Source organism: Klebsiella sp. 141162 (genome assembly GCF_050600755.1).
GTDB classification, from domain to species: Bacteria; Pseudomonadota; Gammaproteobacteria; order Enterobacterales; family Enterobacteriaceae; genus Klebsiella; species Klebsiella aerogenes.
In genome coordinates this window covers 40,091-63,682 of the sequence record NZ_JAQIRI010000006.1, presented here as the reverse complement: position 1 = coordinate 63,682, position 23,592 = coordinate 40,091, and the positions used below count along the sequence as shown (strand labels likewise).

At 55.6% G+C, this 23,592-nt stretch carries 17 protein-coding genes; 13 read left to right on the top strand and 4 right to left on the bottom strand.

Translation table 11 applies throughout. The annotated features are described in order from the left end of the window. Positions 1-238 precede the first annotated feature (238 nt). Both ppnN and queF read right to left on the bottom strand, forming a co-directional pair. The gene (gene ppnN / locus PGR23_RS16905) at positions 239-1,606 is read right to left on the bottom strand and encodes a nucleotide 5'-monophosphate nucleosidase PpnN (protein WP_045377482.1); all 1,368 of its coding nucleotides are present in this window, start codon (positions 1,604-1,606) and stop codon (positions 239-241) included. A gap of 112 nt (positions 1,607-1,718) precedes the next feature. Continuing rightward, positions 1,719-2,564: an NADPH-dependent 7-cyano-7-deazaguanine reductase QueF gene (gene queF / locus PGR23_RS16900; RefSeq protein WP_047078974.1), complete on the bottom strand. Its 846-nt coding sequence runs from the start codon at positions 2,562-2,564 to the stop codon at positions 1,719-1,721. Between the two features lie 68 nt (positions 2,565-2,632). Between queF and syd the strand changes: the two genes are divergently transcribed. The 8 genes from syd to PGR23_RS16860 all read left to right on the top strand — a co-directional run bounded on the left by syd (position 2,633) and on the right by PGR23_RS16860 (position 11,114). After that, entirely contained in the window at positions 2,633-3,178 is a 546-nt protein-coding gene (gene syd / locus PGR23_RS16895; RefSeq protein WP_047044234.1) for a SecY-interacting protein, read from the top strand. A gap of 631 nt (positions 3,179-3,809) precedes the next feature. Further along, a complete protein-coding gene (locus tag PGR23_RS16890) occupies positions 3,810-4,139 on the top strand; it encodes a YqcC family protein (protein ID WP_396279446.1) in 330 nt (109 codons plus the stop codon). Next, positions 4,139-4,933: a tRNA pseudouridine(65) synthase TruC gene (truC, locus tag PGR23_RS16885; protein WP_045397602.1), complete on the top strand. Its 795-nt coding sequence runs from the start codon at positions 4,139-4,141 to the stop codon at positions 4,931-4,933. Before PGR23_RS16890 ends, truC begins: the two co-directional genes overlap by 1 nt. Before the next feature lie 5 nt (positions 4,934-4,938). Then, positions 4,939-5,382 carry a flavodoxin gene (locus PGR23_RS16880; protein WP_396279447.1) on the top strand — a complete coding sequence of 148 codons (444 nt, stop codon included), beginning with the start codon at positions 4,939-4,941 and terminating at the stop codon, positions 5,380-5,382. A 472-nt stretch (positions 5,383-5,854) separates the two neighbouring features. Then, a complete protein-coding gene (locus PGR23_RS16875; protein WP_045397599.1) occupies positions 5,855-7,207 on the top strand; it encodes an MFS transporter in 1,353 nt (450 codons plus the stop codon). A 2-nt stretch (positions 7,208-7,209) separates the two neighbouring features. After that, the gene (locus PGR23_RS16870; protein ID WP_396279448.1) at positions 7,210-8,550 is read left to right on the top strand and encodes an enolase C-terminal domain-like protein; all 1,341 of its coding nucleotides are present in this window, start codon (positions 7,210-7,212) and stop codon (positions 8,548-8,550) included. A 17-nt stretch (positions 8,551-8,567) separates the two neighbouring features. Beyond that, positions 8,568-9,908: a glucarate dehydratase gene (gene gudD, locus PGR23_RS16865; protein ID WP_396279449.1), complete on the top strand. Its 1,341-nt coding sequence runs from the start codon at positions 8,568-8,570 to the stop codon at positions 9,906-9,908. 66 nt (positions 9,909-9,974) lie between these two features. After that, positions 9,975-11,114 (top strand): glycerate kinase, encoded by a 1,140-nt coding sequence (locus PGR23_RS16860; RefSeq protein ID WP_396279450.1) that lies wholly within the window; start codon positions 9,975-9,977, stop codon positions 11,112-11,114. A gap of 157 nt (positions 11,115-11,271) precedes the next feature. On the opposite strand, the gene barA is transcribed toward PGR23_RS16860, so the two are convergent. Then, on the bottom strand, positions 11,272-14,022 hold the full coding sequence (gene barA / locus PGR23_RS16855) for a two-component sensor histidine kinase BarA (protein ID WP_047044241.1): 2,751 nt from the start codon (positions 14,020-14,022) through the stop codon (positions 11,272-11,274). Between the two features lie 110 nt (positions 14,023-14,132). On the opposite strand from barA, the gene rlmD reads away from it, so the two are divergent. From rlmD to eno, 5 genes are all read left to right on the top strand, one after another. Beyond that, the gene (gene rlmD / locus PGR23_RS16850; protein WP_047044242.1) at positions 14,133-15,437 is read left to right on the top strand and encodes a 23S rRNA (uracil(1939)-C(5))-methyltransferase RlmD; all 1,305 of its coding nucleotides are present in this window, start codon (positions 14,133-14,135) and stop codon (positions 15,435-15,437) included. A 182-nt stretch (positions 15,438-15,619) separates the two neighbouring features. Beyond that, entirely contained in the window at positions 15,620-17,857 is a 2,238-nt protein-coding gene (gene relA, locus PGR23_RS16845) for a GTP diphosphokinase (RefSeq protein ID WP_045397579.1), read from the top strand. 309 nt (positions 17,858-18,166) lie between these two features. Continuing rightward, positions 18,167-18,958 carry a nucleoside triphosphate pyrophosphohydrolase gene (gene mazG, locus PGR23_RS16840; RefSeq protein WP_015703306.1) on the top strand — a complete coding sequence of 264 codons (792 nt, stop codon included), beginning with the start codon at positions 18,167-18,169 and terminating at the stop codon, positions 18,956-18,958. 279 nt (positions 18,959-19,237) lie between these two features. Continuing rightward, positions 19,238-20,875 carry a glutamine hydrolyzing CTP synthase gene (gene pyrG, locus PGR23_RS16835; protein ID WP_015703305.1) on the top strand — a complete coding sequence of 546 codons (1,638 nt, stop codon included), beginning with the start codon at positions 19,238-19,240 and terminating at the stop codon, positions 20,873-20,875. 80 nt (positions 20,876-20,955) lie between these two features. Further along, positions 20,956-22,254: a phosphopyruvate hydratase gene (gene eno / locus PGR23_RS16830; protein WP_015369968.1), complete on the top strand. Its 1,299-nt coding sequence runs from the start codon at positions 20,956-20,958 to the stop codon at positions 22,252-22,254. 67 nt (positions 22,255-22,321) lie between these two features. Here the strand turns inward: eno and PGR23_RS16825 are convergent, their stop codons facing one another. Further along, entirely contained in the window at positions 22,322-23,431 is a 1,110-nt protein-coding gene (locus tag PGR23_RS16825; RefSeq protein WP_045395337.1) for an SDR family oxidoreductase, read from the bottom strand. Positions 23,432-23,592: the final 161 nt, after the last annotated feature.

The window sequence follows — 23,592 nt, the reverse complement described above, 5'->3', positions numbered from 1 at the left end:
GAGATAAAAGCTCTGTTACCAAATAACGAGGTTTTTGCTGCAAAAAAGTGATGTAAACGACGTTTTTTCGCCATAATGTTATTTTTATGGTGAATTTTATTGCTCTTTTTGGAAACGCAAACGATTGGCTATGTGGAAACTCTACGAATCATTAATTAGAAAAATTAATTAACTGGAAATTACGGGCGGGAGTGCCCGGGCAGGGGATCGACCGCCGCCCGGGAGAGGTATTACATTATCAGGAGCAGATTTCGTAGCACGGAATGTAGGCGCTGCCGCCCGGAAGCTTCATGCGGTGCTGGGCAACGAAGCCCTGCAGCAGATCGTCCATGCGGCGCATCATTTCCGGATCGCCATGCAGCTTGTAAGGGCCATATTTCTCGATAGCCTGAATACCGACTTCTTTCACGTTGCCGGCGACAATACCGGAGAAGGCGCGGCGCAGGTCGGCGGCCAGAACTTCCACCGGTTGGTCCGGATAAAGTTTGAGATTGGCCATATTGTCGTGCGTTGGATCAAACGGCATCTGCAGGTCCGGCGAGATACGAATCGACCAGTTGAAGCTATAGGCGTCGTCGGTTTCGCGGCGGCTCTCTTTGACCAATGGCATCGCTTTTTTCATCTGGCGCGCCACTTCAGCGGCATCGTCGATAATAATGCGGTAGTGGCGGCGAGCCGATTCGCCGAGGGTATGAACGATGAACTCGTCCAGCACGCGGAAGTAGTCGGCGCTCTCTTTCGGCCCGGTGAGGATAAGCGGCAGCACCTGAGATTTGTTATCCGGATGCATCAGGATGCCCAGCAGATAAAGCAGCTCTTCCGCAGTACCCACGCCGCCCGGGAAGATGATAATACCGTGGGCGATGCGTACGAACGCTTCGAGACGCTTTTCGATATCCGGCATGATGATCAGTTCGTTGACCAGCGGGTTTGGCGGCTCAGCGGCGATAATGGAAGGTTCGGTCATGCCGATAAAGCGGCTGTCTTTATAGCGCTGCTGGGCGTGGCCGACGGCGGCGCCTTTCATTGGCGCTTCCATGGCGCCTGGCCCGCAGCCGGTGCAGATATTCAGTTCGCGCAGGCCAAGCTGGGTACCGACGCGGCGCGCGTACAGGTACTCATTTTCATTAATAGAGTGGCCGCCCCAGCAGACAATCATATTCGGCGCTTCGCCGACGTGTAACGCGCGGGCGTTACGCAGAATCGAGAACACCAGGTTGGTGATGTGAATTGAGCTTTCGAGATCGAGATTCGGGAAGCGGACGGTGTTGTGGATCTGCCCGTAGACGAACAGGATATCGCGCAGCACGGCAAACAGGTTGGCCTGCAGGGAACGGATAATACGGCCATCGACGAAAGCGTCTTCCGGCGGGTTGATCAGTTCCAGCTTCACGCCGCGTTCGCGGCGCAGCACGTTAATATCGAAGTTTTCAAAACGAGACAGTAGCTCCTTGCTGTTATCGGTCAGGCTCCCCGAGTTGAGCACAGCAAGCGAGCAGTTGCGAAAGAGTTGATACAGGTCACTACTGGCGGTGCGTTTAAGCATATCCACTTCCAGCTGTGACAGCATATCCATTGAACCAAGCGGGCTAACGTGTGTAATCAAGTGAACTCCTTACAGGACGATTATCGTCTTCCTGTGATTACAATAGCCCTGGCCGTAGTCTTTCCACAACCTTGCGTACGCGTTAACGCACGCAAAGTGTGAAAAATTTCGCTTATTGCCGCGCCAGACGGCCGGTTGCCGGCACGAATTCACCGTTACTGCGCCACGGATTAATATCCAGGCCGCCGCGGCGGGTGTAGCGAGCGTACACAGAAAGCGATTCCGGACGGCAGAAACGCAGCACATCATTAAAGATGCGTTCGACGCATTGTTCGTGGAATTCATTGTGATGGCGGAACGACACCAGATAGCGCAGCAGTTTTTCGCGATCGATTTTCGGCCCGCGATACTGAATCTGTACCGAGCCCCAGTCTGGCTGGTGGGTGATCAGACAATTTGATTTCAGCAGATGGCTGACCAGCGTCTCTTCGACGACTTTGCCGCTGGCCGCGTCCTGCAGGTAGTCGGCGCTGAACTGATAGTTATCAATCTCGATATCCTGATCGTCGATGCAGGCGCCGTGCAGATGAGCGATCGGTTGCCCTTCCAGCTCATCCAGGCGGTACAGCGAAACCTTGACCTCGCCCTGGGCGCAGGCGCTGAGATCGCGGGTCAGCGTGGCCTGGACTTCCTGCCAGTCGGCGAAGCGGGTCTGGTTGAAGCTGTTCAGGTACAGTTTGAAGCTTTTCGATTCCACCAGATTGACGGTGGTATCGCTCAGCTCCACGTAGCCGACGGCGACCTGCGGCAGGCCTTTGCCATTCAGCCACGACAGCTCGTACAGCGTCCAGATATCGGCGCCGTGGAACGGCAGATTATCGGCATGCAGGCCAAGCGGGTCGCGGTTCAGGCTGCGCGGCACGCCCTGCAGCAACGAAGCGTCATAGGTATCACGGTAATCCGTTGATTTACCGAGCGTCAGGCCGGCCAGCGCCTGATGATTATCGTAAGAAGACATGTTTCACCATAGTAAAGCGGGTACACTATATGCCAAGTGTATCCTGTCTAACGTGAAGAGAGAAACCGGTGGATCATCAGACCATAGAAGCGCTGCAATCATTTACCCAACGTTACTGCGATGCGTGGCAGCAGCGTTATGCCAGCCTGCCGCGTAGCGAAGACCTTTATGGCATCCCATCTCCCTGTATCAGCGCCAGTGAAAACGATGCCGTTTTCTGGCAGCCGCAGCCGTTTACGTTAGCACGCCATCTCGATGGAGTTGAACGAGCGCTGGAGATTGTGGTACAACAGCCAATTCATAGTTATTATACCACTCAGTTCGCTGGCGATATGCACGCCCGCTTTGCGGCACAGGACCTTACTTTATTGCAGGCCTGGAGCCCGGATGACTTCCAGCGAGTGCAGGAAAACCTTATTGGTCACCTGGTGGTGCAAAAACGCCTCAAGCTATCGCCGACGCTGTTTATCGCCACGCTGGATAGCGAACTGGAGGTTATTTCGGTCTGCAATCTGAGCGGCGAAGTCATTAAAGAGACGCTCGGAACCCGAAAAAGAGAGACCCTTTCTCACTCACTTGCGAGTTTCCTGAATCAGCTTGAGCCCCTTCTGTAATCCATTTACCCTGGTTGTTTGTGAGAGATCTCTTACAAGACCTGTAAGAGATCGTCATCATTTTCAGCAATTTTAAACGTAAGGATTACATCTAACTTATTGTTATAAAATGATTTGATAATTATATGGTCTTTTAGTCTGGCCACTAATCTTAAGAGATTGTCGTAGTAAGTCTTGTAAGAAGAGGCGGAATCAGTGATCCTATGTACGTCGACAGGGAGTCGCGAAATGAAGAGAACATCAGGATGATGGCTCTTCTGCAGGACCCGCCGGGATGGCGTTGCAAGGACAGGCTTCAGGATGAAGCAAGGATAACGCAGGATTGCGTAATGGACACCTCCAGGATGGAGAACGAGAGCCGCTCAGGATGAACGGTGGATCAGGAAGATCTGGACACACTTAGGGATAAGTTATTTCACATCGGGGTGGTGTGAAAGCAGGATGCGCTAGTTTAAGGATGAACTTGGTCAGGAGACCTCAGGAAAAGTTTTCAAGGACGAGCAGGGAGCACCAATGTAGCTGGAATGCTGCAAAACGAACCGGGAGCACTGTTTATACAGTGCTCCCTTTTTTTATTTCTCTCGCGGATTTGCTATCCTGCGCCCGGTTTACAATTCATCGAGGTTTCCCCATGACCCTTCACGCTAGCGTGCGCGATCGCCTGCACGCCATTGAAGCGCTGCTGCGCGAAACAAACCACTGGCAGGAACAGGCGCCGTATAGCAGCGCTTTCGCCAGCGAACAGCCGTTTTGCCTGGACACGCTCGAACCGCTGGAATGGCTGCAGTGGGTGCTGATCCCGCGTCTGCATCAACTGATCGCCAGCGGTATGCCGCTGCCGCAGAACTTTGCCGTCGCGCCTTATTACGAGATGGCGCTGGATAAAGCTCATCCGGCGCGCGAACCTATCGTAGCCGAGCTACTGCTGCTGGATGCGTTATTCGCGGACGACGACGCCTGATGCTGGAGATCATTTATCAGGACGAGTGGCTGGTGGCGGTGAATAAGCCTTCCGGCTGGCTGGTGCACCGCAGCTGGCTGGACCGCGATGAGAAAGTGGTGGTGATGCAGACCGTGCGCGATCAAATCGGCCAGCACGTCTTCACCGCTCATCGTCTGGACCGACCGACTTCCGGCGTGCTGCTGATGGGATTATCGAGCGAGGCGGGCAGGCTGCTGGCGCAGCAGTTTGAGCAACACCAGATGCAAAAACGTTATCACGCGATCGTTCGCGGCTGGCTGACTGAAGAGGATGTGCTGGATTACCCGCTGGTGGAAGAGCTGGACAAAATCGCCGATAAGTTCGCTCGTGAGGATAAAGGCCCGCAGCCGGCGGTGACCCACTATCGCGGGTTGGCAACGGTAGAAATGCCGGTCGCCACCGGCCGTTACCCGACCACCCGCTACGGGCTGGTGGAGCTGGAGCCGAAAACGGGGCGTAAACATCAGCTGCGTCGTCATTTGGCTCATCTGCGCCATCCGATCCTCGGCGACAGCAAACATGGCGATTTACGGCAAAACCGCAGCGCCGCTGAACATTTCGGCTGCAATCGTCTGATGCTGCACGCCAGCCAGCTGTCATTAACGCATCCCTTTACCGGCGAGCCGCTAACGATTCGTGCGGGTCTGGATGACGTCTGGATGCGCGCGCTGTCGCAGTTTGGCTGGCGGGGGCTTCTCCCGCTAAATGAAAGGGTTGAGTTTGCCGACGACAGCGGTCAGGATGAGAGTATCGCGGATAATCCAGGGAGATAATCACTATGGCAGAAGTCGGAATTTTTGTCGGCACAATGTACGGAAACTCGCTGTTGGTCGCCGAGGAGGCGGAAGCCATTCTGAGCGGGCTGGGGCATAAAGCGACGGTATTTGAGGACCCGGAAGTGAAAGACTGGGAATCCTATACCGGCAAGTACGTGCTGGTCGTGACGTCGACCACCGGGCAGGGCGATTTGCCGGACAGTATCGTTCCGCTGTATGAAGGCATTAAAGATATGTATCAGCCGCATCTGCGCTACGGCATTATCGCGCTTGGCGATAGCACCTACGCTAATTTCTGCGGCGGCGGTAAAACTTTTGATGCGCTGCTGCAGGAACAGGGCGCGCGACGTATCGGCGAGATGCTCACCATCGACGCCAGCGAAGACCCGGAACCGGAAAGCGTTTCCAATCCTTGGGTAGAAGGGTGGGCGAAACTGCTCGACTAATCCTATTAAGAACGCCCTCTCCCTACGTAGAGGGCGCGCTTAAGCTGCCAGTGGCCGGATAAACGGTCAGGCTTATCTTAACGTTCTCCATTCCTCCCGGCTTCGGGCATGTGCCTGATAACCACGCCATCGCTATGGCTTTTTTCTTTGCGTTTCCCCGGCGTCAAGAGAGGGGATTCACACTCTGAAGGTTATATTGCCCATCTTCCTCTAAGCAGGCGACGGTTTTCCATTTCCGTGAACTACTCCCCACAACCTTAGGCATGCGCCACAAACTAACGCAGTTCCGCCCGCTAAAGCTGTGTATATGCACGGTGAGCCCGTCGAGGCCTCTTTTTATACTTTTCCTGCCAGTGACAAAAGCAGTACGCCAGATATAACGAAAAAAACACTAACACGTCATTCTGATTACCCTACAGGTTGTGCTGTTCAGAATGAACGTAGCTAAACGCTATGATTCAGGAGTACAACAATGAGTTCATTAAGTCAGGCTGCGAGCGCCGCTGAAAAGCGCACCAATGCTCGCTATTGGATAGTGGTGATGCTGTTTATCGTCACATCCTTTAACTATGGCGACCGCGCGACGCTGTCGATCGCCGGTTCTGAAATGGCCAGGGATATCGGCCTCGATCCTGTTGGCATGGGTTACGTTTTCTCCGCGTTTTCATGGGCCTATGTGATCGGACAGATCCCTGGAGGCTGGCTGCTTGACCGCTTTGGTTCTAAACGCGTCTATTTCTGGTCCATCTTTATCTGGTCCGTGTTTACCCTGCTGCAGGGTTTCGTGGATATCTTTAGCGGCTTTGGCATTATCATCGCGCTGTTTACCCTGCGCTTCCTCGTCGGCCTTGCCGAATCGCCCTCGTTCCCGGGCAATAGCCGTATTGTGGCCGCCTGGTTCCCGGCGCAGGAGAGAGGGACGGCGGTATCGATTTTTAACTCCGCGCAGTATTTTGCTACCGTTATTTTCGCGCCGATTATGGGGTGGTTGACCCATGAAGTGGGCTGGTCGCACGTATTCTTCTTTATGGGCGGACTGGGTATTGTCATCAGCTTCGTGTGGCTGAAAGTGATCCACGATCCGAATAACCATCCAGGCGTGAACCAGAAAGAACTGGACTACATCGCCGAAGGCGGCGCGTTGATCAACATGGATCAAAAGAGCAGTGCGCAGAAGGTGCCTTTTAGCGTAAAAATGGGCCAAATCAAGCAGCTGATTGGCTCGCGAATGATGGTCGGGATCTATATCGGTCAGTACTGCATCAACGCCTTAACCTACTTCTTTATCACCTGGTTCCCGGTTTATCTGGTGCAGGCGCGCGGCATGTCGATCCTTAAAGCGGGCTTTGTCGCCTCGATTCCGGCGGTGTGCGGCTTTGTCGGCGGCGTGTTGGGCGGGATTATTTCCGACTGGTTGATGCGCCGTACCGGCTCGCTGAATATTGCGCGCAAAACGCCGATAGTGCTGGGCATGCTGTTGTCCATGACCATGCTGATGTGTAATTACGTGAATGTGGAATGGATGATCATCGGCTTTATGGCGATGGCCTTCTTTGGTAAAGGCATCGGCGCGCTGGGCTGGGCGGTAATGGCGGACACTGCGCCGAAAGAGATTAGCGGCCTGTCCGGCGGTCTGTTCAACATGTTCGGCAATATTTCCGGCATCGTAACCCCTATCGCTATCGGCTATATCGTCGGCACCACCGGCTCTTTCAACGGCGCGCTGATTTACGTCGGTATCCATGCGCTGGTGGCGGTTCTCAGCTACCTGGTGCTGGTGGGCGATATCAAACGTATCGAACTTAAACCGGTTGCGGGGCGTTAATCATGAATACCCAATCCAGCCCAATCGTTACCGAAATGAAGGTGATTCCGGTCGCCGGGCGCGACAGCATGCTGATGAATATCGGCGGCGCGCATAACGCCTGGTTTACCCGCAACATCGTGGTGTTAACCGATAACGCTGGCCATACCGGCGTCGGCGAAGCGCCCGGCGGCGAAGTCATCTATCAGACGCTGGTGGAGGCGATTCCGCAGGTAGTTGGGCAGGAAGTCGCTCGCCTCAACCGCGTGGTGCAGCAGGTACATAAAGGCAACCAGGCGGCGGATTTCGACACCTTCGGCAAAGGCGCATGGACCTTCGAATTGAAAGTCAATGCGGTGGCGGCGCTGGAAGCCGCGCTGCTCGACCTGCTTGGCAAGGTGTTGAATGTCCCGGTCTGCGAACTGCTTGGGCCCGGCAAACAGAGTGATGCGGTGACCGTGCTGGGCTACCTGTTCTATATCGGCGACCGCGAAAAAACCGATCTCGGATACCTTGAGCGGACGCCAGGCAACCACGAATGGTATCGCCTGCGTCATCAGCAGGCGTTGAATAGCGACGCGGTGGTGCGACTGGCGGAGGCGGCTCAGGATCGCTACGGCTTTAAAGACTTTAAGTTAAAAGGAGGCGTATTACCTGGCGAGCAGGAGATCGACACCGCTCGCGCGCTGAAAAAACGCTTCCCTGACGCGCGCATTACCGTTGATCCGAACGGCGCCTGGCTGTTGGATGAAGCTATTATGCTGTGCAAAGGGCTGCAGGATGTCCTGACCTATGCCGAAGATCCGTGCGGCGCGGAACAGGGCTTTTCCGGCCGGGAAGTGATGGCCGAGTTCCGTCGCGCAACCGGGTTACCGGTGGCGACCAACATGATAGCCACTAACTGGCGCGAGATGGGGCATGCGGTGATGCTCAACGCCGTCGATATTCCGCTGGCTGACCCGCACTTCTGGACGCTCTCGGGCGCGGTGCGGGTGGCGCAGCTGTGCGATGACTGGGGGCTGACCTGGGGCTGCCACTCGAACAACCATTTTGATATTTCGCTGGCGATGTTTACCCACGTCGGCGCCGCGGCGCCGGGCAAGCCGACCGCTATCGATACCCATTGGATTTGGCAGGAGGGCGATTCGCGCCTGACGCAAAATCCGCTGCAAATTATCAACGGCAAAATCGCCGTGCCAGACGCGCCGGGACTCGGCGTGGAGCTGGACTGGGAACAGGTGCATAAAGCTCATGAGGCCTATAAGGCGCTGCCTGGCGGCGCGCGTAATGATGCGGGCCCGATGCAGTACCTGATTCCCGGTTGGACATTCGACCGTAAACGCCCCGTTTTCGGCCGTCATTAATTAAAAAGGATTACGTCATGACTACATCATCTTCAACGCCAATTGTGACCGCTATGCAGGTTATCCCGGTCGCCGGGCATGACAGCATGCTGATGAACCTGAGCGGCGCGCACGCGCCGTACTTCACCCGTAATATCGTTATCATCAAAGATAACTCCGGGCATACCGGCGTCGGCGAAATTCCCGGCGGCGAAAAGATCCGCCAGACGCTGGAAGACGCCGCGCCGCTGGTAGTGGGGAAAACGCTGGGCGAGTACAAAAATGTGCTGAATGCCGTGCGTAACCAGTTTGCCGACCGCGATGCCGGCGGCCGCGGCCTGCAAACCTTCGATCTGCGCACCACTATTCACGTGGTGACCGGGATTGAAGCGGCGCTGCTGGATCTGCTGGGCCAGCATCTGGGCGTGAACGTTGCTTCTCTGCTTGGCGACGGTCAGCAGCGGAGCGAAGTCGAAATGCTTGGCTATCTGTTCTTCGTCGGCAACCGCCACGCGACGCCGCTGGCTTATCAAAGCCAACCGGATGAGCAGTGCGACTGGTACCGTATTCGTCATGAAGAGGCGATGACGCCGGATGCGGTAGTTCGCCTGGCGGAGGCCGCTTACGAAAAATATGGTTTCAATGACTTTAAACTGAAGGGCGGGGTACTGGCCGGTTTTGAAGAAGCCGAAGCCATTAGCGCGCTGGCGAAGCGTTTCCCAGACGCGCGCGTGACCCTCGACCCGAACGGCGCCTGGCTGCTGGATGAAGCCATCCAGATAGGCAAGCAGCTGAAAGGCGTACTGGCCTATGCGGAAGACCCATGCGGCGCTGAGCAAGGTTTCTCCGGCCGCGAAGTGATGGCCGAATTCCGTCGGGCGACCGGGCTGCCGACCGCAACCAACATGATTGCCACCGACTGGCGGCAGATGGGCCATACGCTGTCGTTACAATCGGTGGATATTCCGCTGGCTGACCCGCACTTCTGGACCATGCAGGGATCGGTGCGCGTGGCGCAAATGTGTCATGAATTTGGCCTGACCTGGGGTTCGCACTCTAATAACCACTTCGATGTGTCGTTGGCGATGTTTACCCATGTGGCCGCGGCGGCGCCGGGTAAAATTACCGCTATCGATACCCACTGGATCTGGCAGGAGGGCAACCAGCGTTTGACCAAACAGCCGTTTGAAATCAAAGGCGGTATGGTGCAGGTGCCGACGACGCCAGGTTTAGGCGTTGAGCTGGATATGGACCGCGTGATGCAGGCTAATGAGCTATATAAGAAACATGGCCTGGGCGCTCGTGATGACGCCATGGCGATGCAATATTTAATCCCGAACTGGACCTTTGATAACAAACGTCCTTGCATGGTTCGCTAAGATAACGCCGACCCTGTTGGGGTCGGCAACTGCCGGTCGCCGGGGTTATTCATATTAAGGACACTTATGAAGATAGTGATCGCGCCGGATTCTTACAAAGAGAGCCTGAGTGCGCTGGATGTCGCTACCGCGATAGAAACGGGGTTCCGCGAGATTTATCCCCATGCGGAGTACGTTAAAGTCCCGGTTGCCGACGGCGGAGAAGGTACCGTTGAGGCGATGGTGGCCGCGACGCAGGGACATATCGTACAGGTCAGCGTTACCGGGCCGTTAGGCGAACCGGTCGAAGCCTTTTACGGTCTATCCGGCGATATGCGCTGCGCCTATATTGAAATGGCGGCAGCCAGCGGACTGGAAAGCGTGCCGCCGACGCGACGTAATCCGCTGCTGACCACCTCCTGGGGAACCGGCGAGCTGATTCGTTACGCGTTAGATGCGGGAGTCTCGCAGATTATTATTGGGATCGGCGGCAGCGCGACCAATGACGGCGGCGCCGGCATGGCGCAGGCGCTGGGTGCGAAATTGTTGACCGCGGAGCAACAGCAAATTGCGCCGGGCGGCGGCGCGCTGGAGACGCTGGCGCGGATCGATCTCAGCGAGCTGGATCCAAGATTGGCGGATTGCCGGATTGATGTCGCCTGCGACGTCACCAACCCGTTAACCGGCCCGCAGGGGGCAAGCGCGGTGTTCGGCCCGCAAAAAGGGGCGACGACGGCGATGATTGAACGTCTTGATAGCGGCCTGCAACACTTTGCGCAGATTATCGACCGCGATTTGGATATCGACGTACTGAGCCTGGAAGGGGGCGGCGCGGCGGGCGGTATGGGGGCGGCGTTGTATGCGTTTTGCGGCGCCAAATTGCGACCGGGGATCGAGATAGTGACCGATGCGCTGCGGCTGGCGGATTTAGTGGCGGAGGCTGATTTGGTGATTACCGGTGAAGGGCGCATCGACAGCCAGACCATTCATGGTAAGGTGCCGGTGGGGGTGGCGAAGGTCGCGAAACGCTTCAACGTGCCGGTGATTGGGATTGCCGGTAGCCTGACCGCCGATGTGGGCGTCGTGCATCAGCATGGTTTGGATGCGGTCTTTAGCGTGCTGTATACCGTCTGTACCCTGGACGAAGCGCTGGAGAACGCCGCCGCCAACGTGCGGATGACGGCGCGTAACGTGGCCGCGGTATTGCAGATGGGCGGCAAGCGGTAACCCGGGCAGCGCAGTGGGATTTGTAGCCCGGATAAGGCGCGTAACACCGCGATCCGGGAACCGTCCCCGGTGGCGCTTACGCTTACCGGGGCTACCAACCGAGTACCGGACCGTAGGGCGTAGCCCGGATAAGGCGCGTAGCGCCGCTATCCGGGGTTTACACTCCCATCTTGCATGCTTCGCGGGCGACGTTATCCATCTCGTCTAGCAGTTCCAGCAGTTCCGGCTCCAGCTCTTCCGGCGCGGTACCCGCGCGCAACTGGCTTTCAAGGGTATGGCACAGTTTTTTCAGCCGCGGTACGCCGCTATAGCTGCAGCTACCGTGCAGCTTGTGGATTAAATCCAGCAATCCTTCCGGCGTCTCGCCAACCAGCTGCTCTTCAACTTTATTGCGCACCTCCGGCATAAAGGCGAGCAACATTTGCAGCATTTCCCGCGCGAGGTCTGGCTTCATGGCTGCCTGACGCAGCGCCAGCTGCCAGTTGAGCGTGACGTTATGGTCGATAACCGGCTCAACCGGTTCGGCGATTTGCGGCGTGACGACGTGCATGCCGGGCTGATAACGCAATAGCAGGGTGCTGAGTTTATCTTCTTCAATTGGCTTCGCCAGATAATCGTTCATCCCGGCAGCCAGCAGTTTCTCGCGCTGACCCTCAAGGGCGTGAGCGGTCACGGCGATCACCGGTGTCTGCTGCTGATGAGGGAGTTGGCGGATCAATTCACAGGCGCGAATACCGTCCATATCCGGCATCTGAATATCCATCAGAATGAGATCCAACTGCGATTGTTTTGCCTGCTCTACGGCATCCTGGCCGCTATCGCACAGAATGACATGCTGCACCAGATCGTCCAGCAATGCGCCGATAAGCTTGAGGTTGGCCGGGTTATCGTCTACCGCCATCACCGTCATCGCCAGTTTATCGCTATCGATATAGGGCTGCGGCACCGGCGGCTGCGCGCGGCAAGAGGCCATCAGCACCGGGAAAAGCCGCGTGGAGGTCAACGGTTTGAGCAGGCAGGCGGCGACGCCATTTCTTTTCAGCTCTTCGGCGCTGACCTGCGCGTGACAAGGCAACCCCAGTACCAGGGTATCGGATAGCGAGCAGGCGCGGACCAGCTTCTCCCGCTGATTGCTGAGATCGCGCATCGACACCGGAATACCGGCCAGTAAAATATCGTAGTGGGCATCCGGCAGCGCTGACAGCGTCGGGCTGTAGACCACCTCTAATGGCGTGGTTGCCAGCAGTTCCATCGTGCTTTGCGCAGCGGTGGCATTGGCTTCAATGTAGGCCAGCTTCTTGCCCGCCAGGCAATGGGTATCGAAACCGTCCGTAACGGCGTTCGGGTTCAGGTCAAGGCTGATATGGAACCAGAAGGTGGAGCCACGGTTCGGTTGACTATGGAATGAGATATCACCGCCCATCTCTTTGACCAGGCGCTGGGTGATGACCAGACCCAGGCCGGTGCCGCCGTGGCGGCGCGAGATACTGGCGTCGGCCTGGCGGAATGCCTGGAACAGCCGTGACTGATCGCGCTCCGGAATACCGATGCCGGTATCGTGGATCTGTACTTCAATTTGCACGCGGGAATTGCTCATCGCCCGCTGTTCCACCAGCACATCAATGTTGCCGTGCTCGGTGAATTTAATGGCGTTACCCACCAGGTTGGTGATGACCTGCTGCAGACGTAGCGGATCGCCAATCACATTATCCGGGACATCGCTTTTAATGTTGAGGGTGAGTTCGAGCCCTTTATCGTGCGCCGAATGGGCCAGCAGGGTCACCACTTCATCCAGGGTATTGCGCAGCAGGAAAGGAATGCTTTCCAGTATCAGCTTGCCCGCTTCCAGCTTGGAGAAATCCAGCACGTCATTAATGATGGCCAACAGATTGTTGGCAGAACGCTCAATGGTGGTGAGGTGGTCGCGCTGAGTGGCATTCAGATCGGTTTTTAGCGTCAGGCGGGTAAAGCCAATCACGCCGTTAAGCGGGGTTCGTAGCTCATGCGACATATTGGCCAGGAACTCGGATTTGATGCGCGCGGCCTCCTGGGCGCGCTTTTTCGCCAGATCCAGCTCGACGTTCTGAATCTCCATCTGCTCCAGCGTTTCGCGCAGATCCGAGGTGGCCTGATCGACATTGTGCTGCATCTCCTCGTGGTATGCCGCAAGCGACATCGCCATCGAGTTAATGCCGTTTTTCAGCATATCCAGCTCGCCGAGCATAAAGCCTTCAACGCGGCTATCCAACTGGCCGCGACGGATGCGGTCAACGGTGTTGACCATATTGCGAATTGGCCCGGTCACGTCGCGCATCAATCGCCAGCCGAAAATCAGCGCAATGCCGATACAAAACAGCATCATGACGCTTGAGATAAATATCTCTTTGTACTGCTGTAAGCGAACGGATTTGAGGTCGAGCTCCAGCGCCACATAGCCAAGCATGTTGCCCGGCATTTTAGCATCGCTTTCCGGCGACTCATCGGGCAGATAGCTTTCTGACACAATAGGCGTGCGCAGCACCATGATATCGCCGTGGCGGGTGACGCTTAGACGGCGAGGGAAGGGGGCGCCGCGCGGGAGCTGTATTTCTCGCGGATCGAGCTGGAAGTTAGAGGTAACGAAAAGCCGGTTTTTTGCATCATAGATTGAAATGGCCCGCACGATATCGGAATGGCGGCGGTGAAGCACGCTGATAAGTTGGCCGATCGCCTCGCGATTTTGCAAATTCATGCCGTATTCACTGGATACCGCCAGCGGTTCGATAATACTGGCGCCGGCATCCTCCAACTGCCTCTGCAGATCGTTATAGCGGTGGGCGACGAAGAAAATACTGAGCAGCAAACCAATCAAAACGGTCGGCGCCAGAATAAGAATCATCATGCGAGCACGTAGGCTGTAGTTGGTCATGCGGTTCCATTATGGGAGAATATACATATCAACCTTCAGACGGCTTCTGAATCGATAGCCCGAATGATTTCATGTATAGAATCAGTATATTTTTGAGATAATCCTCTACAATGGCGCAATTCTACTCTGCAAAACGGCGTGTGACGACGCGCCAGATCATAACCGTGACGGTAAATGACCTTGATCCCTTTGGCCAGGGCGTAGCCCGTCATCAGGGTAAGGCGCTGTTTGTCCCCGGCCTGTTGCCGCAAGAGCAGGCGGAAGTCGTGCTGGTAGAGGATAAAAAACAGTATGCCCGCGCTCAGGTTAAACGCCGCCTCAACGACAGCCCACAGCGCGTTGCGCCGCGCTGTGCGCATTTCGGCGTCTGCGGCGGATGCCAGCAGCAGCATGCTAGCATTGAACTACAGCAGCAAAGCAAGCGCGCCGCGCTCTCCCGCCTGATGAAACGTGACGTTGACGACATTATAGCCGCTGAACCTTGGGGCTATCGTCGTCGGGCGCGTTTGAGCTTGAATTATCAGCCGAAGACCCAACAACTGCAGATGGGTTTTCGTAAGGCCAACTCCAGCGAAATCATCGATGTGGTGCAGTGCCCTGTTTTGGTGCCCCAACTTGAGGCGTTGTTGCCTGCGGTGCGCGAGTGTTTAACCAGCCTGCAGTCACAGCGTCATCTAGGCCACGTTGAATTGGTGCAGGCGGACAACGGCCCGCTGATGGTTTTACGCCATACTGCCGCGCTGACGGCGGCGGATAAAGAAAAACTGGAACGTTTTTCGCAAACTCACGGTCTATCCCTGTACCTCGCGCCGCAAAGCGAGATACTTGAACATATTCGCGGCGATGAGCCATGGTACACGTCAGACGGACTACGCTTAGTGTTCAGTCCGCGCGATTTTATCCAGGTCAACGATGGCGTAAACCAGAAGATGGTAAGTACGGCGCTGGCCTGGTTAGATATTCAGCCGCAGGACCGCGTTCTGGATCTGTTTTGCGGTATGGGTAATTTCACCCTGCCGCTGGCCAAAGCGGCGGCGAGCGTGGTGGGCGTCGAAGGCGTGCCCGCGCTGGTGGCAAAGGGGCGGGAAAATGCCGCTCTCAATGGGTTGCAAAACGTGACTTTCTTTCATGAAAACCTGGAGGAAGATGTCACCCGGCAAGCCTGGGCGAAGCACGGCTTTGATAAAATTCTACTCGATCCGGCAAGGGCCGGGGCGCCGGGCGTGATGGCGCATATTATCAAGCTGGCTCCGCGGCGAGTGGTCTATGTTTCATGTAACCCGGCGACGCTGGCGCGCGATAGCGAGGCATTGCTTCAGGCGGGATATCGCATTCAACGTCTGGCGATGCTGGACATGTTCCCGCACACCGGGCACCTGGAATCGATAGTATTGTTTGAGCGCGAGCTTACATAAAATTGTTCAGCCCGCATCGAGGCGACAGTGAAGATGCCTGGTGGCGGTGTGGACTGAAGGATGAAGTAGATACCCTCAATAACTCGAGTTGCAGGAAAGCTAACGCACATGCAACTTGAAGAATGACGGGTATAAATATGGCTTGCTGACTTCGGTAGGCTGAGTCCCTTAAGGAGAGGACAATGGTTGCGGTAAGAAGTGCACATCTAAATAAAGCTGGTGAGTTTGACCCGAAGAAATGGATCGCGAGTCTGGGGATTTCCAGCCAGCAGTCGTGTGAGCGCTTAGCCGAGACCTGGGATTATTGTCGCGCAACAACGCAGGGGCACCCGCAGGCAGATCTCCTGTTATGGCGCGGCGTGGAGATGGTTGAAATTCTCTCCATGCTGAATATGGATATCGATACCTTGCGGGCCGCTTTGCTGTTTCCGCTGGCGGACGGCAACGTCGTCAGCGAAGAAGTCCTGCAAGAGAGCGTCGGCAAATCCGTCGTTACCCTGATTCACGGCGTGCGTGATATGGCGGCGATTCGCCAGCTCAAAGCCACGCACACCGATACCGTCTCCTCAGAACAGGTCGACAATATTCGCCGCATGCTGCTGGCGATGGTCGATGATTTCCGCTGCGTGGTTATCAAGCTTGCGGAACGTATCGCTCACCTGCGCGAGGTAAAAGATGAACCCGAAGATGAGCGCGTACTGGCCGCAAAAGAGTGTACCAATATCTATGCGCCGCTGGCGAACCGCTTAGGCATCGGTCAACTGAAGTGGGAACTGGAAGACTACTGCTTCCGTTATCTGCATCCAGCCGAATACAAGCGCATTGCAAAGTTGCTGCACGAACGCCGTATCGATCGCGAGCATTACATCGATGAGTTCGTCGGCCATCTGCGCTCAGAAATGAAAACCGAAGGCGTGAAGGCTGAGGTGTACGGGCGTCCGAAGCATATCTATAGCATCTGGCGCAAAATGCAGAAGAAGCATCTCGCTTTTGATGAGCTGTTTGACGTGCGCGCGGTTCGTATCGTCGCCGAACGTTTACAGGATTGCTACGCGGCGCTGGGGATCGTGCATACCCACTATCGTCATCTGCCTGACGAATTTGATGATTACGTCGCTAACCCGAAACCGAACGGCTACCAGTCTATTCATACCGTAGTGCTTGGGCCGGGCGGGAAAACGGTCGAGATCCAAATTCGCACCAAACAGATGCATGAAGACGCCGAACTCGGCGTGGCGGCGCACTGGAAGTATAAAGAGGGCGCCAGCGCCGGGGCGAGCGGCGGTCGCGGCCATGAAGACCGTATCGCCTGGCTGCGTAAGCTGATTGCCTGGCAGGAAGAGATGGCCGACTCTGGCGAAATGCTCGATGAAGTGCGCAGCCAGGTCTTCGACGACCGGGTCTACGTGTTTACGCCGAAGGGCGACGTGGTTGACCTGCCGGCGGGCTCCACTCCGCTCGACTTTGCCTACCATATCCATAGCGATGTCGGGCACCGCTGCATCGGCGCGAAAATTGGCGGGCGCATTGTGCCGTTCACCTATCAGCTGCAGATGGGCGATCAGATTGAGATAATTACTCAGAAGCAGCCCAACCCAAGCCGCGACTGGCTGAACCCGAACCTCGGCTACGTGACCACCAGCCGCGGGCGCTCCAAAATTCACGCCTGGTTCCGTAAACAGGATCGCGACAAGAACATTCTCGCCGGGCGGCAGATCCTTGACGATGAGCTCGAGCATTTGGGGATCAGCCTGAAGGATGCCGAGAAACATCTGCTGCCGCGCTACAACTTTAATGAACTGGATGAACTGCTGGCGGCCATCGGCGGCGGCGATATTCGCCTTAACCAGATGGTCAACTTCCTGCAGGCGCAGTTCAACAAACCGAGCGCTGCGGAACAGGATGCCGCCGCGCTGAAGCAGCTGCAGCAGAAAACCTATACCCCGCAGAACCGCAGTAAAGACAATGGCCGGGTGGTGGTTGAGGGCGTCGGTAACCTGATGCATCACATTGCCCGCTGCTGCCAGCCGATTCCTGGCGACGAAATCGTCGGCTTCATCACCCAGGGGCGCGGGATCTCGGTGCACCGCGCCGACTGCGATCAGCTGGCTGAGCTGCAGTCTCACGCGCCGGAACGCATCGTTGATGCGGTATGGGGCGAGAGCTACTCGGCGGGATATTCGCTGGTGGTGCGCGTGGTTGCCAACGACCGCAGCGGCCTGCTGCGCGACATTACCACTATTCTTGCCAACGAGAAGGTGAACGTGTTGGGCGTGGCCAGCCGCAGCGATACCAAACAGCAGCTGGCGACCATCGATATGACCATTGAAATCTACAACCTGCAGGTGTTGGGCCGGGTGCTCGGCAAGCTGAACCAGGTGCCGGATGTGATCGACGCGCGTCGTCTGCACGGCGGTTAATTTCGTCGCGCCGGATGGCGGCATAAATGCCTTATTCGGCCTACGGTCCGCGGCTTTGTCTTAAAAGCGCCCGGGCGACAATCGCTACACGGCGGTTAATTTCGCCGCGCCGGATGGCGGCATAAATGCCTTATCCGGCCTACGGTCCGCGGCTTTGTCTTAAAAGCGCCCGCGCGACAATCGCTACACGGCGGTTAATTCGTCTGTAGGCCGGATAAGGCGAAGCCGCCATCCGGCAATTTCGTAACGTCGGATAAGGTATCAATGCCTTATCCGGCCGACTATTTTTTAAATTTCCAGGATTGTCACATGACTCAAATTGACCGCCTGCTCGGCATCATGCGCCGCCTGCGCGACCCGGAAAACGGCTGCCCGTGGGATAAAGAACAGACCTTTGCCACTATCGCCCCTTACACCCTTGAAGAGACCTATGAAGTGCTGGACGCCATTGCGCGCGAAGATTTTGACGATCTGCGCGGCGAGCTTGGCGACCTGCTATTCCAGGTGGTGTTCTATGCGCAGATGGCGCAAGAAGAGGGGCGTTTTGATTTCAACGATATCTGCGCCGCCATCAGCGACAAACTGGAACGTCGCCATCCGCATATTTTCGGCGATGCTTCAGCCGGGAACAGTGCGGAAGTGCTGGCGCGCTGGGAGCAGATCAAGAGCGCGGAGCGAGCGGAAAAGGCGCAACACTCGGCGCTGGATGATATTCCGCATAGCCTGCCGGCGCTGATGCGCGCGCATAAAATTCAGCGTCGCTGCTCGGCGGTGGGCTTCGACTGGACCTCGCTTGGGCCGGTGCTCGATAAGGTGCATGAAGAGATAGATGAAGTCATGCATGAAGCGCAGCAGGCGGTGGTTGATGAAGCTAAACTGGAAGAGGAAGTGGGCGATCTGCTGTTCGCCACGGTGAATTTATCCCGCCATTTAGGAGTCAAAGCCGAGGTCGCGTTGCAGAAAGCGAACCTCAAATTTGAGCGCCGCTTCCGCGAAGTTGAGCGTATTGTTGCCGCCAGAGGTCTGGAAATGACCGGCGTTGACCTCGAAACCATGGAAGAAGTGTGGCAGGAAGTAAAACGCCAGGAAACTGATCTCTAACGAGTTTTCGTGATCAAGCGCTATTTGTGTGATTTTATAAATAACAAGCGCTTGATTTACGTCAAAAACATTTCGCCAAAAGCGGCTATTTTCTCATTCCGTTATGTTGTTGAAACACCATGTAGCCTGCCTCTTCGAGTTGTTCGAGTCGCAACGCAGGTGCGGCTGGTAGAAAGAAGAGGAGGGGAGAATGAAAGTTTGTGGCGTCACGCATGTTCGGGTATACTACTTTCCCGTCCTGGTTATTCCATCGTTTTACCCTAACTTCTCAGGTTCAGCATGACAACGAACTATATTTTTGTGACCGGCGGGGTCGTATCCTCTCTGGGTAAAGGCATTGCCGCAGCTTCCCTGGCAGCCATTCTTGAAGCCCGTGGGCTCAATGTAACTATCATGAAACTGGATCCGTACATCAACGTCGATCCGGGCACCATGAGCCCAATCCAGCACGGGGAAGTGTTCGTTACTGAAGACGGCGCTGAAACCGATCTGGACCTGGGCCACTACGAGCGTTTCATCCGCACCAAGATGACTCGCCGCAACAACTTCACCACTGGTCGTATCTACTCCGACGTTCTGCGTAAAGAGCGCCGTGGCGACTATCTGGGCGCAACCGTACAGGTTATCCCGCACATCACCAACGCCATCAAAGAGCGTGTATTGGCTGGCGGCGAAGGCCATGACGTGGTGCTGGTTGAAATCGGCGGTACCGTAGGCGATATCGAATCCCTGCCGTTCCTCGAAGCTATTCGCCAGATGGCGGTAGAAATCGGCCGTGAGCATACCCTGTTCATGCACTTGACCCTGGTGCCATACATGGCGGCGGCGGGTGAAGTCAAAACTAAACCGACTCAGCACTCTGTGAAAGAGCTGCTCTCCATCGGTATCCAGCCTGATATTCTGATTTGCCGCTCCGATCGCGCGGTTCCGGCCAACGAGCGTGCAAAAATTGCATTGTTCTGTAACGTCCCGGAAAAGGCTGTGATTTCTCTGAAAGACGTCGATTCCATTTATAAAATTCCAGGCCTGTTGAAATCTCAGGGGCTGGACGATTATATTTGTAAACGATTCAGCTTAACTTGTCCGGAAGCAAACCTGGCCGAATGGGAACAGGTAATCTATGAAGAAGCTAATCCGGCAGGCGAAGTCACCATTGGTATGGTCGGTAAGTACATTGAACTGCCGGATGCCTACAAATCGGTGATTGAAGCGCTGAAACACGGTGGTCTGAAAAACCGCGTGACCGTCAACATCAAGCTTATCGATTCGCAGGATGTTGAAACGCGCGGCGTCGAAATCCTCAAAGATTTGGACGCGATCCTCATCCCGGGCGGCTTCGGCTACCGCGGCGTTGAAGGCAAGATCGCCACCGCGCGCTATGCGCGTGAGAACAATATTCCATATCTGGGCATCTGCCTGGGTATGCAGGTTGCGCTGATTGAGTTCGCGCGCAACGTAGCGGGCATGGAAAACGCCAACTCTACGGAATTTGTGCCAGACTGTAAGTACCCGGTGGTGGCGCTGATTACCGAATGGCGTGACGAAGAAGGCAACGTTGAGGTTCGTTCCGAGAAGAGCGACCTCGGCGGCACCATGCGCCTTGGCGCGCAGCAGTGCCAGCTGGGTGATGATTCTCTGGTTCGTCAGCTGTACGGCGAGCCGACAATCACCGAGCGCCATCGTCACCGCTACGAAGTCAACAACATGTTGTTGAAACCGATTGAAGCTGCCGGCCTGCGCGTTGCGGGCCGTTCCGGGGATGATCAGTTGGTCGAGATCATCGAAGTGCCGAACCATCCGTGGTTTGTGGCCTGCCAGTTCCACCCGGAGTTTACTTCGACGCCGCGTGACGGCCACCCGCTGTTTGCCGGCTTTGTGAAAGCCGCGAGCGAGTACCAGAAACGTCAGGCGAAGTAAAAGAGTTAGAACGGCAATGCACCCAATTGGGTGCATTGTTTGTCTGGAGTTTTAGTTTAACTTGTACTGAGGAAAACCTAATGTCCAAAATCGTTAAAGTCATCGGTCGTGAAATCATCGACTCCCGTGGTAACCCGACTGTTGAAGCCGAAGTACACCTGGAAGGTGGTTTCGTCGGTATGGCAGCTGCTCCGTCAGGTGCTTCTACTGGTTCCCGCGAAGCGCTGGAACTGCGCGATGGCGACAAATCCCGTTTCCTGGGTAAAGGCGTAACCAAAGCTGTTGCTGCGGTAAACGGCCCGATCGCTCAGGCAGTCCTGGGTAAAGATGCTAAAGATCAAGCTGGCATCGATAAGATCATGATCGACCTGGACGGTACTGAAAACAAATCCAACTTCGGTGCGAACGCAATCCTGGCGGTATCCCTGGCGAACGCCAAAGCAGCAGCTGCTTCTAAAGGCCAGCCGCTGTTCGAACACATTGCTGAACTGAACGGCACTCCGGGCAAATACTCTATGCCGGTTCCGATGATGAACATCATCAACGGCGGTGAGCACGCTGACAACAACGTCGACATCCAGGAATTCATGATTCAGCCGGTTGGCGCGCCGACTCTGAAAGAAGCCGTACGTATGGGTTCTGAAGTGTTCCATCACCTGGCGAAAGTTCTGAAATCCAAAGGCATGAACACTGCAGTTGGTGACGAAGGCGGCTACGCGCCGAACCTGGGTTCCAACGCTGAAGCGCTGGCTGTTATCGCTGAAGCGGTTAAAGCAGCAGGCTACGAACTGGGCAAAGACATCACTCTGGCGATGGACTGCGCAGCTTCTGAATTCTACAAAGACGGTAAATACGTTCTGGCTGGCGAAGGCAACAAAGCGTTCACCTCTGAAGAATTCACCCACTTCCTGGAAGAACTGACCAAACAGTACCCGATCGTGTCCATCGAAGATGGCCTGGACGAGTCTGACTGGGACGGTTTCGCATACCAGACCAAAGTACTGGGCGACAAAATCCAGCTGGTTGGTGACGATCTGTTCGTAACCAACACCAAGATCCTGAAAGAAGGCATCGAGAAAGGCATCGCTAACTCCATCCTGATCAAATTCAACCAGATCGGTTCTCTGACCGAAACTCTGGCTGCAATCAAGATGGCGAAAGACGCTGGCTACACCGCTGTCATCTCTCACCGTTCTGGCGAAACTGAAGACGCTACCATCGCTGACCTGGCTGTTGGTACCGCTGCAGGCCAGATCAAAACTGGTTCTATGAGCCGTTCTGACCGCGTTGCTAAATACAACCAGCTGATTCGTATCGAAGAAGCGCTGGGTGAAAAAGCGCCGTACAACGGTCGTAAAGAGATCAAAGGCCAGGCGTAATCCTGACTTTTTGTGAAATAAAAATGCCAGTCTGCGGACTGGCATTTTTTTTATCCGCTATTTGCACTTACTTGAAATCGACGGCCATTTGCTGGGGGATAGAAAGCCCGCGGGTGGTTTGTACGCAGCGGTCGATATAATCGGTGAAACGCGGCGGTTTGGGCATGCCCATGCTCAGCAGCTTATCATTGCTGAAGCGGACGTTCAGCGTCGCGAAGGCGCCATACAGGCGCATCGCTTTGAGCATCAGGCGCTCGTTGCACGGGCCGAAAATATCCTTCAACTCACGGCGCATTTTAACCAGCGTCTCATAGCTGACCTGCGCGTATCGATCGCCTACCGGAGCCTGCTCCAGCGCTGAGGCCATCGCGCGATCGATTTCCGCAAATTTCACGCTGTTTTCTTCTCCGGCGGAGATATGCACCACTTCGCCGCGCGCCAGCGGGCGCTGCAATAACATCAGCAGCGCGTCGGCGCAGTAGTCGACCGGGATAACATCAACGCGGTCTTCCAGGGAGCAGAGGAATTTTTGCAACATCAGCCCCATACTGAACACCCAAAAAATGCTGCTGGAGGGCTGGCAACCGTGATGAGTATGACCAACGACGATAGAAGGGCGGGCGATGGCTAACGGTAACGTCGGGCACTGCTCCTGCATCAGGCGCTCAATCGTCGATTTGGAATGGGTATACTCCACCAGATGCTCGGCGTGCTCGCGGAATTCAGCGCTTTCAGCGACCAGCGAATCGGGCTCCGGGGTACAGGACATCGCGGTCCCGACGTGGAGAAAACGCTGTAGTCCAGCTACGCGGGACATCCGTTGGGCAAATTTGAACGTCCCTTCGACGTTCACTTTCCAGATGAGCGGGTTATTGCCAAATGAGGCGACGGCGGCGCTGTTGATAACGTGAGTGACCTGCTCCAGACGCGGGTCGCTCAGGAACGCCTCCGGGGATGACAAATCGCCGAGCAGGATCTGCCGGGTAGTTAATGCGGCCAGCTTCTCCTCTGCAATATTGAATTTACGCAGGTTTTCCTTCACCCGGGCCAGAGCCGCTTCATCGTTATTGGCTCGCACCAGGAGCAATAGATTAATCCCATTTTCGTTATTAAGGATATTTTCTAATACCGCTCCACCCAGAAATCCGGTAACGCCTGTAATTAATAATGTATTCATGAATGCAGTCTCTCATGGTTGGTCGACTGGATTCTAGGCGCGGAAAATTAAACGGAGATTAAATAAAAAATGCTGTAACCGTCGGTTTCTTAAGCTTATTTTAAGCTATGGAAATTAAGTGAATTGAATTGGACAGTATGCATAGATAAAAGATTCATTGT